The 15399-nt window shown below is 69.3% G+C and carries 15 protein-coding genes and 1 pseudogene; 8 read left to right on the top strand and 8 right to left on the bottom strand.

Annotation, left to right across the window (positions count from 1 at the left end; translation table 11 throughout):
- Positions 1-110: 110 nt before the first annotated feature.
- From AB0I66_RS02085 to AB0I66_RS02075, 3 genes are all read left to right on the top strand, one after another.
- A complete protein-coding gene (locus AB0I66_RS02085; RefSeq protein ID WP_363205739.1) occupies positions 111-797 on the top strand; it encodes an ANTAR domain-containing protein in 687 nt (228 codons plus the stop codon).
- 77 nt (positions 798-874) lie between these two features.
- A complete protein-coding gene (locus tag AB0I66_RS02080) occupies positions 875-1633 on the top strand; it encodes a GAF and ANTAR domain-containing protein (RefSeq protein WP_363205738.1) in 759 nt (252 codons plus the stop codon).
- A 44-nt stretch (positions 1634-1677) separates the two neighbouring features.
- Positions 1678-1890 (top strand): hypothetical protein, encoded by a 213-nt coding sequence (locus tag AB0I66_RS02075; protein WP_363205737.1) that lies wholly within the window; start codon positions 1678-1680, stop codon positions 1888-1890.
- Positions 1891-2076: 186 nt separating this feature from the next.
- On the opposite strand, the gene AB0I66_RS02070 is transcribed toward AB0I66_RS02075, so the two are convergent.
- The 3 genes from AB0I66_RS02070 to AB0I66_RS02060 all read right to left on the bottom strand — a co-directional run bounded on the left by AB0I66_RS02070 (position 2077) and on the right by AB0I66_RS02060 (position 3862).
- Positions 2077-2769, bottom strand: a complete 693-nt coding sequence (locus AB0I66_RS02070; RefSeq protein ID WP_363205736.1) for a GAF and ANTAR domain-containing protein — start codon at positions 2767-2769, stop codon at positions 2077-2079.
- A 161-nt stretch (positions 2770-2930) separates the two neighbouring features.
- Complete coding sequence (locus AB0I66_RS02065) at positions 2931-3164, bottom strand: hypothetical protein (RefSeq protein ID WP_363205735.1); 234 nt, start codon at positions 3162-3164, stop codon at positions 2931-2933.
- Positions 3165-3241: 77 nt separating this feature from the next.
- Positions 3242-3862, bottom strand: coding sequence for a TetR/AcrR family transcriptional regulator (locus AB0I66_RS02060; protein WP_363205734.1), 621 nt, complete (start codon positions 3860-3862; stop codon positions 3242-3244).
- A 63-nt stretch (positions 3863-3925) separates the two neighbouring features.
- Between AB0I66_RS02060 and AB0I66_RS02055 the strand changes: the two genes are divergently transcribed.
- Entirely contained in the window at positions 3926-5593 is a 1668-nt protein-coding gene (locus AB0I66_RS02055; RefSeq protein ID WP_363205733.1) for an FAD-binding oxidoreductase, read from the top strand.
- A 41-nt stretch (positions 5594-5634) separates the two neighbouring features.
- Here AB0I66_RS02055 and AB0I66_RS02050 read toward each other — a convergent pair whose 3' ends face one another.
- Positions 5635-7005 carry a mycothione reductase gene (locus AB0I66_RS02050; RefSeq protein ID WP_363205732.1) on the bottom strand — a complete coding sequence of 457 codons (1371 nt, stop codon included), beginning with the start codon at positions 7003-7005 and terminating at the stop codon, positions 5635-5637.
- Between the two features lie 247 nt (positions 7006-7252).
- Here AB0I66_RS02050 and AB0I66_RS02045 point away from each other — a divergent pair, with 247 nt between their 5' ends.
- Positions 7253-7840, top strand: coding sequence for a fasciclin domain-containing protein (locus AB0I66_RS02045; RefSeq protein ID WP_363205731.1), 588 nt, complete (start codon positions 7253-7255; stop codon positions 7838-7840).
- A gap of 36 nt (positions 7841-7876) precedes the next feature.
- Here AB0I66_RS02045 and AB0I66_RS02040 read toward each other — a convergent pair whose 3' ends face one another.
- Together AB0I66_RS02040 and AB0I66_RS02035 are read right to left on the bottom strand one after the other, a co-directional pair.
- Positions 7877-8233, bottom strand: coding sequence for a DUF3140 domain-containing protein (locus AB0I66_RS02040; RefSeq protein ID WP_363205730.1), 357 nt, complete (start codon positions 8231-8233; stop codon positions 7877-7879).
- A complete protein-coding gene (locus tag AB0I66_RS02035) occupies positions 8230-8457 on the bottom strand; it encodes a DUF2945 domain-containing protein (protein ID WP_363205729.1) in 228 nt (75 codons plus the stop codon). The genes AB0I66_RS02040 and AB0I66_RS02035 overlap by 4 nt, the downstream gene beginning before the upstream one ends.
- 102 nt (positions 8458-8559) lie before the next feature.
- On the opposite strand from AB0I66_RS02035, the gene AB0I66_RS02030 reads away from it, so the two are divergent.
- A complete protein-coding gene (locus tag AB0I66_RS02030) occupies positions 8560-9810 on the top strand; it encodes an NAD(P)/FAD-dependent oxidoreductase (RefSeq protein ID WP_363205728.1) in 1251 nt (416 codons plus the stop codon).
- Between the two features lie 24 nt (positions 9811-9834).
- Here the strand turns inward: AB0I66_RS02030 and AB0I66_RS02025 are convergent, their stop codons facing one another.
- Entirely contained in the window at positions 9835-11385 is a 1551-nt protein-coding gene (locus tag AB0I66_RS02025) for a cryptochrome/photolyase family protein (protein ID WP_363205727.1), read from the bottom strand.
- Positions 11386-11766: 381 nt separating this feature from the next.
- Here AB0I66_RS02025 and AB0I66_RS02020 point away from each other — a divergent pair, with 381 nt between their 5' ends.
- Complete coding sequence (locus AB0I66_RS02020) at positions 11767-14763, top strand: CARDB domain-containing protein (RefSeq protein ID WP_363205726.1); 2997 nt, start codon at positions 11767-11769, stop codon at positions 14761-14763.
- Positions 14764-14867: 104 nt separating this feature from the next.
- Here AB0I66_RS02020 and AB0I66_RS02015 read toward each other — a convergent pair whose 3' ends face one another.
- Positions 14868-15041, bottom strand: coding sequence for a hypothetical protein (locus tag AB0I66_RS02015; protein WP_363206719.1), 174 nt, complete (start codon positions 15039-15041; stop codon positions 14868-14870).
- 15 nt (positions 15042-15056) lie between these two features.
- Between AB0I66_RS02015 and AB0I66_RS02010 the strand changes: the two are divergent.
- A pseudogene (locus AB0I66_RS02010) lies at positions 15057-15227 on the top strand (fumarylacetoacetate hydrolase family protein); the annotation flags it as partial.
- Between the last annotated feature and the right edge of the window lie 172 nt (positions 15228-15399).

The following is a 15399-nucleotide window of genomic DNA, read 5'->3' as shown; positions in this document are numbered from 1 at the left end:
CGACAAAGGGCTGTGATGCCAAGTGCACGGCTCTACGGTGGAGACGTCGGTCGGGCGCGCCCCCGGTACGGGGCGTCAGGAGCGCTCGGAGTGGTGAGGGAGGGCTGTGCGTGGACAGGGGAGCGACTGTCGAAGACTTGCTGGGCAGCCTGGATTCGCTGGAGGACGAGGAGGAGCGGCGGGCGTGGGCGGGTGCCTGCGCGCATGCACTGGGGGTCGACGGTGTGGCGGTGTCGCTGGGGGAGGAACTGGTCTGGTTCAGCGACCGGACGAGTGCGCGACTGGAGGACGTTCAGTTCGTCATCGGGCAGGGGCCCAGTCTTTTCCTCCTTGCGGAGAGTGGGGTGCTCGAGGTGCCTGACCTGGACCGCCTGCTCGTCGGTCAGTGGCCTCAATTCGTGCCCGAGGCAAAGGAGTTGGGAGTCGCCGCGTTGTTCGTGTGGCCCGTCAACATCGGAGCGGCACAGGTCGGGACACTGACTGGTTATCGCCGCACGGCAGGGCCCCTGGCCGGTCGGCACGTGGCGGAGGGCTGGCTGGTGGCCGATTCGCTGGCCGGACATCTGCTGGGGCGATGGCCCGGCATGTCCGCCGGGGAGGAAGGGGACGGCCCCGGGAGCGTGGGGGCAGTGGATCTGCACCGGGCCGAAGTGCACCAGGCCACAGGGGTGCTGAGCGTGAGACTCGACGTTCCAGTGGCCGAAGCCCTGGCCAGACTGCGGGCCCGGGCATTCGCCTCCGGCCGGTCCTTGACGGACACCGCCCGCTTCATCCTCGACAAGGAAGTTCCGCCGTGACTTGGAAAAGCCTGGGGCCGCACGGCCCGGGGCAGGCCCGCGACGGGCCCACGGAAACCAGGAGAAAGCGAAGGAGCATGAGCAGGGAGCAGCACATCGCACGTACGTTTGTGGAGCTGGCCGACACCATGGTGGAGGACTTTGACGTCATCGACTTCCTCCAGCAGATGACCGTCCGCTGCCAAGAACTGCTCGACATCACCGATGCCGCGGTCCTCCTCGCCCACTCCGGCACCCGCCTCCACAGCCCGGCACCGTGCGACCCGGCCCCCGGGCTGCAGCGCGTGCTGGAGGTGGCCGTGGACGAGGGCCCGGCACTGGAGGCCTACCGCACCGCCCGCCCGATCGCCCCCGAGAACGCCGCCGACGCGGCGGCACGCTGGCCGCGGTTCACCGAACAGGTGCTGCGGGCCGGCTATGCGCTGCCCAGCGTCGTGCCGATGCGGCTGCGCAAGGACAGCATCGGCTGCCTGATGCTTCTGCACACCGGTGAGCGCTCACTGACGGTCGACGACCTGTCGCTCGCCCAGACACTGGCCGACGCGGCCACCATCGGCCTGCTGCACGCCCGTACCCTCCGCCGGCAGGAGACCGTCAACACGCAACTGCACACCGCTCTGCACAGCCGCATCCTCATCGAACAGGCGAAAGGCATCCTCGCCGCCCGCCGGAACATCCCCCTCAACCAGGCGTTCGATGCCATCCGGCACTACGCACGCCACCACAGGGCCCTGCTCAGCAAGGTCGCGCAGGATGTCATCGACGTCGGGCTGGTTCCGCCCGACCCACCCGTGGCGCGTGGGCAGACGACGCGCCGGAAAGCGGTAGGAGAGTAGGCGCCCGGGATGCGCGGCCGTGGGCGCCGCCGCACCCTGGAGACATGGGTTCCGCGCCGATAGTCGTCCACCCCTTGTCGCCCACCGGTGGGCGCAGGGTAACGGCGCGCGGGGAGATCCTGGGCCTCGCCCACAGTGATCGTGACGTGGTCGAGTTCCTGCGGCGCGCGGGCCTGCCCGACGCGGAGGGGCTCCTCGACGACCCCGCGTGGGTGAAGTGGCGCGGTGGGCGGGCGCATCACTACGAAGCGGCCTGAAGAGCTGTGTGCCCGGTCTGGCGGCCGGTGGTGCTGTGTGTGGCGAGCAGTCGAACTGCGGGCGGGTAAAACTCGCAGTGCTGGGGACCCGTTGACGCAAGCCGGGTCAGCGGCGCTTCCCATGGGGGTTGACCCGGGCAGGCTCCCCTGGTTCAGACCACGAGCCGGGCGGAGCCGCCCCCGACTTCACGACAAGCCGCCGTGCTCGCAGATCTGGCGGGCGACCTCACGCAGCTTGACGTTGTTCTCCTGCGAGTAGCGGCGCAGCACGTCGAAGGCCTGGTCCTCGGTGAGGTGGCGGCTGCCCATGATGATGCCCATGGCCTCGCCGATCACGTGGCGGGTGGCCAGGGCCTGGTCCATCTGCGCGTGCGTACGAGCACTGGAGAAGGCGACCGCGGCGTGGGAGGCAAGGAGCCAGCCCGCCAGCTCGCTGGCCTCGGTGAAAGAGCCGGGCTGACGCGAGTAGAGATTCAGCGCGCCGAACTCCTCGTCCTGGGTGAACAGCAAGAACCCCATCATGCTGCCGACGCCGAGGGCGCGGGCCTGTGGCGCGTAGCTCGACCAGCGCGTCTGTTCCCGCGTGAAGTCCTCGATGCGGAAGACGCGCTCGCCCTCCATGCGGCGGGCGGCATCGAAGCACGGTCCCTCGCCCAGGCGCTGCTGCAGCGCATCGCTGTCGACGACCAGCTGACCGGTCGCCGCGATCGTCTCCACCCCGCTGCCGTGCAGCACCAGAATGCCCGCGGCGTCACAGCCCTCCACCAGCTCGGTGGCCGACGCGGTGATCCGCCCCAGAGTGGCGTTCACAGAATCCTGTGCCAGCAGATCGCGCGCCAACGACGCCATCTGCTGCGCGAACCGCCCCCAGTCCACCATTACCCTCCGCATCTGCAGGTGCCACGACTCCTGCCGTGCCTCATCTGTCGGGGACGATCCTGCCGCATGATCGAGACCACGACTGCGAAATGGCCATGACGCCTCAAGGCCGGACCGGGGTGTGGTGCGTGGACCCGGGTCCACGCACCAGTTAGAAGGCGTCACCAGTTGTAGACGATGTCACCGTTGCTGTTGACCATCTTGAACGTTCCGTCCCCTTGGTCGATGACACAGCCGAAGCCGCCGTCCCCGGTCTCTCCGCAGAACGTGTCGGCGCTGGCGGGGCCCGCCATGGCGATGCCGCCGCCGACTAGGAGGCCGGCGGCCGCGACGGCGACGGCGAGCCGCTTGGCCCGCCTGCGGCGCGGCGGTGTGGTGGTGTCGTTCTGCTCCATGGCTTGAACTCCCTGCTCTCGTCGGGCTGTCGATCGCAGGGAGTTCGTAGCCTCCACCCGGCCGGATTGGCCTGGGTTCAGGGTCGGCGGGAGAGGGTCGCGAAGATCCGCTCGCAACGGGACGTCATCTCGGCGGCCGTCTGCTCCGGATGGTGGCGCCACCAGGTGACGGCGGCGCTCACGGTCCCGTACCAGAGGTGTGTGGCGAGATCGGTGTCGAGCGGGTCGTCGGCCAGGGGGGAGTGCAGGAACTCGGCGACGCCGACCGATCCCAGGCGGTTGAGCTCCCGGCGGTGGACGGTGGCCGCCGTGTGGAGCTCGCCGTCGGTCGGCAGCGTGGTGTCGTAGACCAGTTCCCAGTCGTCCGGCCGCGTCTCGAGCGCGTGGAAGATGGCGGCGAGGGTGCGTGCGGCGCGCGTGAGGTCAGAAGGGCCTTCCTGTGCGCTGCCGACTGCCGCGACCAGGCGGGTTCCGGCTCGTTCCAAGCAGGTCAGGTACAGGCCGTCCTTGGACCCGAAGTACTCGTAGATCATGGGCTTGGTGATGCCAGCCCGGGCCGCCACCACGGCGGTCGACCCGCGCGCGTAGCCCTTCCTGCCGAATTCCTCCGCCGCCGCGTCCAGGATCAACCGCTCCCGGTCCTTGCGGGGCATCCCCTTGGTGCCCACGTTGCGTGCGGCCTTCTCCTGCTTGCCCATGGCGACACCCTATGCCAAGGTGACCGCCAAGTAACTTACCTGGCGTTCAGATAGGTGGCGGTCATGACCGGCAAGACGCGTTCGTGGTGGGGCTGGGGCAACGTCGAGGACGCGGTGTCGGGCCGGGAGCGTGCGGAACTCACCCGGCGCACCGCCCAGTTGCTGCCGGGCGCCGACCTCACCGTCCACGAGGCGCCGGCCATCGCGTCCTTCGGCGTGGGCGCGAGCAGGGTCAGGCCCCCGGCGTCGCTGGCGCCGATCGTCTCGGCGGACGTGCGCGACCGGCTCGCGCACAGCCATGGGCAGGCCTTCCGCGACGTCGTGCGGGCGCTGCTCGGCAAGCTGCCCCACGTGCCCGACCTGGTTGTACGTCCGGCCTCCGAGGCCCAGGTCGTCCACGTCCTGGACTGGTGTCACGACGCGGGCATCGCGGTCATCCCGTTCGGCGGCGGCTCATCGGTGGTCGGAGGCGTCGAACCGCGGGTGGGGGAGCGGTACGCCGGGGTGATCAGTCTGGACATGACGTCGATGGACCGCGTCCTCGATGTCGACACGGTCAGCCGGGCCGCCCTCGTGCAAGCAGGCGCCCTGGGCCCGCGATTGGAGGAGCAGTTGCGGCCCCGGGGATACACCCTGCGGTTCTTCCCCCAGTCCTTCGAGTTCTCCACGCTCGGCGGCTGGCTGGCCACCCGGGCGGGCGGCCACTTCGCGACGCGGCTGACGCATGCCGACGACCTCACCGAGTCGTTGCGGGTCGTCACCCCCGGCGGAGTCGTTGAATCCCGGCGTTTGCCCGGATCGGGCGCCGGGCCGTCACCCGACCGTATGTTCCTCGGCTCCGAGGGCTCGCTTGGCGTGATCACCCAGGCCTGGGTGCGCCTCCAGGACCGTCCTCGGTGGCGGGCCGGTGTATCGGTGGGCTTCGGCGACCACGACGCGGGCGTGCGCGCGGTTCGCGCCTTGTCGCAGTCCGGCCTTGACCCCGCCAACTGCCGACTCCTGGACCCCATGGAGGCGCTGATCAACGCGGGTTCACCGACCGCGGTCCTGGTGCTCGGCTTCGAATCCGCGGACCACCCCGTCCACGCCGCGATGGAACGCGCATTGGAGCTCTGCCTCGACCACGGCGGCACTCTGACCGAGCCGCCCCGCTACACCGACAGCACCGACAGCACCGACAGCACCGACAGCGCCGACAGCGCCGACAGCGCCGACAGCACAGTCCGCGGCTCCCGCAGTGGAGCCGCAGACAACTGGCGCTCCTCCTTCGTACGGATGCCGTATCAGCGCGACGCGTTGGCCGCGCAGGGCATGATCGTGGAGACGTTCGAGACGGCCTGCACCTGGGACCGGTTCGACGCGCTGCGCGCCGCCGTCGACGAAGCCGCGCGGGACGCCATGCGCCAGGTCGGTGCGGAAGGCGTCGTGACCTGCCGGTTCACTCATGTCTACCCGGACGGCCCCGCCCCGTACTTCGGTGTCTACGCCGCGGGCCGGTGGGGCAGCACGGTGGAGCAGTGGGACGAGATCAAACAAGCCGTCTCCGGAGCCCTGATGGCACACGGCGCCACGATCACCCACCATCACGCGGTGGGCCGCGATCACCGCCCCTGGTACGACCAGCAGCGCCCCGACCTCTTCGCCGCCGCCCTGCGGGCGGGCAAGAAGATCCTGGACCCGGCGGGCATCCTCAACCCCGGGGTGGTCATCGATCCGCTGCCTGCTTCCTGAGGCAGGGCCGCCGGAAGAGGGCCCTGCGTACGCGTGCGGCCTTACTCGTCGAGGTCGCGCAGGGCGTTCTCGACGACCTCGGTCAAGGCGGGATGGATCCACAGCGGTTGCTCCGCGACATCGCTCGCCGTCAGGCCGAAGCGCATGGCGAGGACGAGCGGCTGCACAAGGGTGGCCGCCTGCTCACCGAGGATGTGGGCTCCGAGCAGCCGGCCGGTGCCGCGTTCGGCCAGGACCTTGCAGAAGCCGGTGGTGTCCTCCAGGGCCCAGCCGTAGGCCACGTCCTCGTAGCGGTGCGTGCCGCTCGCGTAGTCGAGGCCCTGTTCACGGGCTTCTTGTTCGGTGAGTCCCACCTGCGCGATCTGCGGGGAGGTGAACACGGCCGACGGCACCACGTCGTACGCCATCGACCGCGGCCGGCCGGGGTGCAGGAGGTTGTCGGCCACCACGGTGGCCTGGCGGTTGGCGACGTGCTTCAACGGGGGGCCACCGGCCGCGATGTCGCCCAGCGCCCAGACGCCGGAGGCACTGGTGCGCAGCTGCGCGTCGACGGTGATCAGGCCCTTGTCGTCGCACTCGATGCCGGCCCGCTCGACGTCGAGGTGGTCACTGTTGGGGCGACGACCGACCGCGACGAGCAGGGTGTCCGCCTCGATGACCGTCTTGTCGTCGAGCGTCAGCCGCAGCTTGCCCGGTTCACCGGCCACCTCGCTCAGCTCGCGCCCGAGCCGCAGATCCCACTGACCGTCCACGAGGTCGGTGAAGACCCGGGAGATCTCCTCGTCCTGCGGCATCAGGAGCCGCTCCTGCTGTTCGATCACGGTGACGGCGGTCCCGGCCGAGTGGAAGACGTGCGCCAGCTCCGCCGCGATGTAACCGCCGCCGAGGATGACCATCCGTTCGGGCACCTGATCCAGGCGCATCACGGTGTCGGAGGTCTCGAAGGGGAGCCCGGAGTCGGCGACCACCGGCGGTACCACGGGGCGCCCGCCCCCGGCGATCACCATCCGGTCGGCCGTGACCCGCTCGCTGCCGCCCTCGCTCTCCACGAGCAGCTCACGCTCCCCGGTGAACTGCGCGTGCCCCCGGTAGACCGTCACGAAGTCCTCGTCCCGACGGCCCTGCTCCCCGTCGCGCGATGCGGCGTCGAGCCGCCCGAACACACGCTCCTGGACCGCCGGCCAGACGACACCGTCCAGCGTGGCCCGGACGTTGTGACGCTCGCTCTCCCGCACGTGCCGGGCCACGTCCGCGGTCAGCGCGAGCATCTTGCTGGGAATGCAGCCCGCGTTGAGGCAGGTGCCGCCGAAGGGCCCCTCCGCGACGACGGCGACATCCAGGTGGGCGAAGCGGTCGTCGATGAGTGCGTTGCCCGTGCCTGCTCCGACTACGACAAGATCATGATGCGCCATGAAGAATATGTAGCCGCCCCTCGCGTGTTCACACCTGTGCGCCCCCGAGTCGCAGCCCATTCACGTAAATATTTGGGCGAAAAGAAAAAAAGTTACCTACCTGGGCAATCCAAACGGGCGGGTTGTGACGAATGCCTGATGTGAGGGCGTGCAGGAGACGCGCCGGCCCGGTGGCCCCGCGTCCTCACCGGCCGTAGGCCGCCAGGGGGGCCGGTGGACGTCCGTGTCCGCCGAAGGAGGGTTGATCATGACTGCTCATCGCGCAACGACTCGGATGGTGATGGGAGCCGCGGCTCTGGCGCTGCCTCTCTCGCTCGCGGCGTTCGCCCCGTCGGCGTCGGCGACGTCCGGTGACTCGGAGGGGCCGTTCGGTCCGGCCTGTTCCTCCGTGCCCAAGGAGGGTGCGGGTTCCCTCGACGGCATGGCCAAGGACCCCGTGGCGACCGCCGCGTCCAACAACCCGGAGCTGTCCACCCTGGTGACGGCGGTGAAGAAGGCCGGTCTCGTGGACACGCTGAACAACGCGAAGAACATCACGGTGTTCGCGCCGACCAACGCGGCCTTCGAGAAGATCCCGAAGGCGGATCTGGACAAGGTGCTCAACGACAAGGCCCAGCTCACCAAGATCCTCACCTACCACGTGGCAGGGGAGAAGATCACGCCGGACATGCTGTCGGACGGCACCTTCAAGACGCTGGAGGGAAGCAACCTGATGACGTCCGGCTCGGGCGAGTCGTACAAGGTGAACGACAGCGCCAAGGTGGTCTGCGGCAACGTCAAGACCGCCAACGCCAACGTCTACCTCATCGACACCGTCCTCATGCCCAAGAGCTGACCCGCGGTTCGCCGGCCGGGCCCCGCATCCGGACGTTCAGGATGCGGAGCCCGCCTTCTTCGGATCGTGGCCCCAGTTCATGAGGGAGTACCGCCAGGGAGTCTCGGTGGTGTCGCCCTTCGGGCGTTGCTTCATGTGCCGGTGCACGTAGCCGACGACCTTGCGCATGTGCGTGACGTCGCTGTCGGTCAGGTCGGCCTTCTTGGTGCGCAGCAGCTTGACGATGCGGCGGCCCGATGCGTGGCCGACGCTCTCCGAGGAACCGTCGGACTGGCCCACGCTGTGGGAGTCCTCCGTCTTGAGCCACTTCTCGAGTTCGCCCGCGGTCATGTTCACCGCCTCGTCGAACTGCTCCAAGGTCTCCTTGCGGTCCGTTTCGGCTGCCTTGGTCATGACGACTTGCGCTTCTTGTGCAGCGACTCCGGCTTGTGGACCGCTCGGCGGCCGGACTTCTCGCTCTCCACCTCGTACTGCGGTTCGTCCTTGGACGCGTCGACGGTGCGGCCGGCGGTCTCGGTCCGCCCCGTGATCTTCTTCTTCACGGTGCCGGGGACGGTCTGCCCGTGGCTGCTCCAGGCGACCTCGTCGCCTTTGCGCAGCTTCTTGTCCTTGGCCATGTGGCGTGTTCCTTCCGATCGCCGGGACGACGAGTCCCATGATGGAGCGGAACACCACAGGGGGCATTTCGGGAGCGGTACCCGCAGACGGAGGAGATCCGGATGGCGAAGGTCCATGTCCGCGGAGCAGCGGACGTCGTGGTCGTCGGTGCCGGTCTGGCCGGTCTCGCCTGCGCCCTGGACCTGTGCCGCGCGGGGCGGCGGGTGGCCTTGCTGGAGGCGTCCGACGGGCCGGGCGGCCGGATGCGGACGGACCGGCAGGACGGATTCCTGCTTGATCGCGGGTTCCAGGTGTTCAACACCGCCTATCCGCAGGTGAAACGGCGCGTCTATCTGCAGAGTCTTCGGCTGCGCCCTTTCATCCCGGGCCTGCTCGCGCACACCCCGGACGGCCCGGTCCGTCTCGTCGATCCGACCAGGCAGCCCAGTGCGGCGGGGTCCCTGCTGCCCGGGCGGGCCCTCGCGTCCCGCGACCTGGCCGCGATGGCGGCGCTCACCGCCCGCGACGCCGTGCTGCCCGTCACCCTTCTCAAACGACGCCCGGACCGCTCCACCTCAGCTGCTCTGTCCCGGGCGGGCCTTTCGGACGCGGCAGCGGACCACATCCTGCGCCCGTTCCTCGCGGGAGTCTTTCTGGAGGATCGCCTGGAGACCTCCGCCCGTTTCTTCCACCTGGTGTGGCGGAGCATGGTCCGGGGGTCACTGTGCCTGCCCGCCGAGGGCATCGGCGCGGTGCCCGCCCAGTTGGCAGGGAACCTGCCCACCGACGTCCTGCGCCTGGAGACACCCGTCGCCGAGATCACCGACGCGGGCGTACTTCTGACGGACGGCAGCGAGGTCGCGGCCACGAGCGTCGTCGTCGCCACGGATGCCGCCACCGCGGCCCGCCTGCTGCCGGGCCTGCCCGTACCGGACGGGCGTACGGTCACCACCTACTACCACGCGTCCGACAGCACGCCGCTGCGAGAACCGACCCTGGTGGTCGACAGCACCGGGACCGTGCTGAACACCTGCGTGCTCAGCGAGGTCGCACGCACCTACGCGCCGCCCGGCACCGCACTGATCTCCACCTCGGTGCTCGGCGCGGACGGACCCGGCGCGGCCGACGCGGTGCTGCGACGCCTGGACGAGCTGTACGGCACCGACACCAGCGGCTGGCAGCAAGTGGCCGTGCGCACCGTCGCCGGAGCGCTGCCCGCCATGCTGCCGCCCTGGCCGCTCAGCCGCACCGCCCGCCACAGCCCGGGAAGGTATGTGTGCGGGGACCACCGGGCCACCGGTTCGGTGCAGGGCGCGCTGGCGTCGGGCACGCGCGCCGCGCGGGAGGTGCTTGCCGACTCGGCGCGTCGCTGATGCCGGGCCGATGGGCGGCCTGCCTCAGGGTGCTTCGTCGCCCACGCGTGCCTGCTGCGCCAGCAGCTCGTCCAGATCCGTCAGCCGGTCGAGGCCGCGGACGGCCCTGACCATGCGGGCGTTGCGCTCAAGGATCGTGCGATGCCGGTGGAGAAAGGCCCAGTAGCCGCCGCTGTAGGGGCACGCGTCGTCCCCGGTGCGTTGTTTGGGGTCGTACACGCACGGGCCGCACAGGTCGCTCATCCGGTTCACATAGGCGCCGCCGGAGGTGTAGGGCTTGGTCGTCATGCGCCCGCCGTCGGCGAACTGCGACATGCCCACCACATTCGGGACCATCACCCAGTCGTAGGCGTCGACGAAGCACCGGTGGAACCAGTCGGTGACGGCGGCCGGGTCCCAGCCGCGCTGGAGCGCGTGGCTGCCGAGCACCATCAGGCGGGGAATGTGGTGGGTCCACCCGGTGGCGCGCACTTGGCGCAGGACGGTCGACAGACACCGGGCCTCCACCGCGTCGGCGTCGAGTTCGGCGAACCAGTCGGGTACGGGAGCGTGGTGCCGCAGGGCGTTGCGGTCACGGTAGTCCCGCTCGAAGTACCAGTAGAGATGCCAGACGTACTCCCGCCACCCCGCGATCTGCCGTACGAAGCCCTCGACGCTGTTGATCGGCGCGTGGCCCGAGCGCCAGGCGGCTTCCGCGCGCTGCACGCATTCGTCCGGGTCCAGGAGCCCGAGGTTGAGGGGTGCGGAGAGCAGGCTGTGGCTCATCACCGGATCGGCGGTGAGGATCGCGTCCTCGTGCGCACCGAAGGTGGGCAGCCGGTGTTCGATGAACCGGTCGAGTGCGGCGAGCGCCTCGCGGCGGGTGGCGGGGAAGTGGCGCGGCGCGTCCTCGCCCACGAAGGAGACCTCGCCCGAGCGCTCCCAGCGGTCCAGGTCCTCGCGTACCTCGGCGTCGATGTCGTCTTCTCGCGGACGGTAGGGGGAGGGCAGGTCCAGTGTCTTCGCGCCTTTGGGCGGCGCTTCCCTGTTGTCGGTGTCGAAGTTCCAGTGCCCGCCCGCGGGTTCGTCGCCGTTCATCAGGATTCCGCCGCCCCGCCGGACCCAGCGGTAGAAGTCCTCCTGGCGCAGCCGGGTCGATCCGTGCCCCTTGGCCCAGGCCGCGAAGTCGTCGTTCGGCACGAGGAACCCCCGCGCGGGCAGCACCCGTACGCCGGGAAGCGAGGAGACGAAGTCCAGGGCGGCGTGGGAGGTGGGGTGATGAACGGTGAGGTCCCCGACGACGGCGGCTTCGCGCAGGCCCTGGCGGTAGGTCTCGGCCTTCACGTACCGCACGCGATCACCCAGTTCGGCGGCCCGGTGACGCATGGCCGAAAGGACCAGGTGGGCCTTGGCGCGGTGGAACCTCCGCCTGCGCAGGACGGAGCGGGCCTCGATCATCAGCAGGGGAGTGTCGCGCCGCGGGCCCGTCGTACCGGGCTGAGTGAAGTGGGGCCCGAGCTGATCGCCGAAGAGCCAGTGGGTCGTGGGGGAGGACGTACCCCCGCTGTCATCGGTGGCATCGGCCTTCTGGGACATCTGTCCTCGCACTGTTGGGGCGCACTGTCCGGGTTGGCGCAGCGGGGGTTTCGCACACTATGTGCCGCATCGGTCGCCGACGTGATGCCGCGCCCCCACGGTCGGGCTTCCTCCACGGCGTCGGCGGCGCCAGGAGCCGTGCCATCAGGCAGTTCCCGAGACTGTTTGCGAGATCCCACGCTCCATCTGATGCTCTCGTAAATCTGTCGAATTTTTGCAATCCATGCCACGCATCTTGCGTTCTTGCTGGGGTGGCGGTTGAGTGCTGCCGTCGCCGCCACACTCCCCCCACCCGAAAGGTGCGCCACAACTGTGGGTCGGTATGTCGTGTAAGTCGCTATGTCATGAACGCGTCATCACCCTGCACCGAGAGGAACATCCATGAGATGGAGACAGCGGAGCCGACGCACCATCGGCGTCTGGCTCACCGCCGCACTGCTGGGAGCCGGGGTCCTGCCCGTCGCCGCCCACGCGGTGCCGACGGCGCCGTCGGCACCCGAGGCGGCCACGAATCTGGCGCTGAAGAAGCCCATCGAGGCGTCCACGTCCACCCAGAACTACTACGCCCCCAACGCCAACGACGGCAGCACGAGCAGCTATTGGGAGGCCAGTGGCCTCCCGTCGACGCTGACCGTGAAGCTCGGCGCCGACGCGGAGCTCGACTCGGTCGTCCTCAAACTCAACCCGGACGCGGCCTGGGCGACCCGCAAGCAGAACATCGAGGTGCTCGGCCGCGCGCAGTCCGCCACCGACTTCAGCACGGTGAAGGCCAGGGCCGACTACACCTTCGACCCCGCCGGCAACCGCAACAGCGTGACGATCCCGGTCTCCGGGCGCTATGCCGAGGTCCGGCTGAAGATCTACTCCAACAGTTCCGGATACGCGGGCCAGGTCGCGGAGTTCGAGGTCAACGGCACCCCGGCGCCCAACCCCGACCTGACGGTCACCGACGTGAGCTGGCGGCCCGCGCAGCCCAGCGAGAGTGATGTCATCAAGGTCGACGCCACCGTGCGCAACACCGGTTCGGCCGCCTCGGCCGCCACCACCGTCGACGTCAGCCTGGGCGGAACGGTCGCGGGCAACGCCAAGGTCGGCGCGCTCGGTGCCGGTGAGTCGGCCACGGTCCCGGTCGACATCGGCAAGCGGGCCCAAGGCAGTTACACCGTGTCCGCTGTGGTGGACCCCGGTGACACGGTCCCCGAGCAGAACAACGACAACAACAGCCGCACCGCCGACGCGAAGCTGACCGTAGGCCAGAGCCCCGGCCCCGACCTGGAGGTCACCGGCATCACGTCGAACCCGGCCAACCCCGCGGTCGGCGCCGACGTCACCTTCACGGCCAAGGTGCGCAATCGCGGGACCAGCGCCGTGAGCGCCGGGTCGGTGACCCGCCTGACCGTGGGCGACAAGACGCTGAACGGCACCACGCCCGCCATCGCCGCGGGTGAGAGCGCCACCGTCGACCTCTCGGGCACATGGACCGCCACCAGCGGCGGCGCCACACTCACCGCGACCGCTGACGCCACCGGCGTCGTGGACGAGACGAACGAGGACAACAACGTCTTCGCGCGCTCCATCGTGGTCGGACGCGGTGCCGCCGCGCCCTACGTCGAGTACGAGGCGGAGTACGGCAAGCACAACGGCACGCTCCTGGAGGCGGACGCCGAGCGCACCTTCGGCCACACCAACTTCGCCACGGAGTCCTCGGGCCGCAAGTCGGTGCGGCTCAACTCGACCGGCCAGTACGTGGAGTTCACCTCCACCAGCGCCACCAACTCCATCGTCGTACGCAACTCCATCCCCGACGCCCCGGGCGGCGGCGGCCAGGATAAGACGCTGAGCCTCTACGCCGACGGAAAGTTCGTGCAGAAGCTGACCCTCTCCTCCAAGCACAGCTGGCTGTACGGCAACACGGACCAGCCCGAGGGCCTGACCAACACCCCCGGCGGCGACGCGCGCCGGCTCTTCGACGAGTCGCACGCCCTGCTCGCGCAGACCTACCCCCAGGGCACCAAGTTCCGCCTGCAGCGCGACGCCGGTGACGACGCCGCGTACTACACGATCGACCTCATCGACCTGGAGCAGGTGGCGCCGCCGGCGAGCAAGCCCGCCTCGTGCAAGTCGATCACCGAGTACGGGGCCGTCCCCAACGACGGCATCGACGACGCGAACGCGATCCAGAAGGCGGTGACCGCCGACCAGAACGGCGAGATCGACTGCGTGTGGATCCCGGCGGGCCAGTGGCGCCAGGAGAAGAAGATCCTCACCGATGACCCGCTGAACCGGGGCCAGTTCAACCAGGTGGGCATCAAGGACGTGACGATCCGCGGCGCCGGCATGTGGCACGCGCAGCTGTACTCGCTGATCCCGCCGCAGGACGCGGGCGGCATCAACCATCCGCACGAGGGCAATTTCGGCTTCGACATCGACGACAACACCAAGATCTCCGACATCGCCATCTTCGGTTCCGGCACCATCCGGGGCGGCGACGGCAACGCCGAGGGCGGCGTCGGACTCAACGGCCGCTTCGGCAAGAACACCAAGATCGCAAACGTGTGGATCGAGCACGCCAACGTCGGCACCTGGGTCGGCCGTGACTACAGCAACATCCCCGAGCTGTGGGGCCCCGGCGACGGCCTCGAATTCAGCGGGATGCGCATCCGCAACACCTATGCCGACGGCATCAACTTCACCAACGGCACCCGCAATTCGTCCGTCTTCAACTCCTCGTTCCGCAACACCGGTGACGACGCGCTCGCCGTGTGGGCCAGCAAGTACGTCAAGGACACGTCGGTCGACGTCGGCCACGACAACGTGTTCCGCAACAACACGGTGCAGCTGCCGTGGCGCGCCAACGGCATCGCGGTCTACGGCGGTTACGGCAACAAGATCGAGAACAACCTGGTGTACGACACCATGAACTACCCCGGCATCATGCTCGCGACCGACCACGACCCGATCCCCTTCACCGGGCAGACACTGATCGCGAACAACGGGCTCTACCGCACCGGCGGGGCGTTCTGGAACGAGGACCAGGAGTTCGGCGCCATCACGCTGTTCGCGCAGGGCCCGAGCATCCCGGGTGTCACGATCCGCGACACCGACATCCATGACTCGACGTACGACGGGATCCAGTTCAAGACGGGTGGCGGTGCCATGCCGGACGTGAAGATCAGCAACGTGACGATCTCCAAGTCCAACAACGGCTCCGGCATCCTCGCCATGGGAGGCGCGCGGGGCAGCGCGACACTCAGCAACGTGAAGATCACCGACTCGCGGGACGGGGACATCCTGATCGAACCCGGATCGCAGTTCGTCATCAACGGCGCGAACGCGCGCCTCGACCCCGCCATACCGGGGACCAGGCAGGGGCTGTAACACCCTTCCGGCCTGTCACCTCAGCCGGAGCAATCGATCAGGCCGCCCGGATCTGTGCCCCAGGTCCGGGCGGCTTGTCGCGGTCGTGGTCGTGACCGGCGGCTTCACGGCGTGGGGGAGTCCTCGGCGGTCTGGAGCGTGGTGTTGTGCTCGTGGATGAGCCGCAACGCCTCGTCGCGGTCGCGTCGGTCCAGGGCGTCGACGAGGTCGCGGTGCAGATGGTGGCGTTGCGCGATGTACTCGCCCAAGGGCTGGTCGCTGGTCGGCAGCACGGACACCGCATCACGGACACCGCATCACAGTTCAGCCTGGTCAAGTCGTTTCCCGGGTTCGCGCCCATCGGGCCGTGGCTGGTCACGCCGGACAAGTTCGACGACCCCGACGACCTGGAACTGCGCTGTGCGATCAACGGCGAGGAGGTCCAGAAGGGCCGTACCCGTGACCTGATCCACTCCGTGCCCGCATCGCGCGCCCGTCCGCCGTCCTTGGCGCCCATGCCCTCCCCACACTGTACGCATCGGTGCCACGATGCCCCTGCTGAACAGCGCGATGGGGGCGCTTTCATGGCTCATCCGGTGCCGCGGCGGTCGGGGGGCATGAGATACGCGATCGCCGTGTCAGGCCGTGACGCCTGAG

The organism is Streptomyces sp. NPDC050439, assembly GCF_040655335.1.
Lineage (GTDB): Bacteria > Actinomycetota > Actinomycetes > Streptomycetales > Streptomycetaceae > Streptomyces.
Note: the sequence above shows the minus strand (reverse complement) of the source record. Positions and strands in the feature narration are given on the sequence as shown.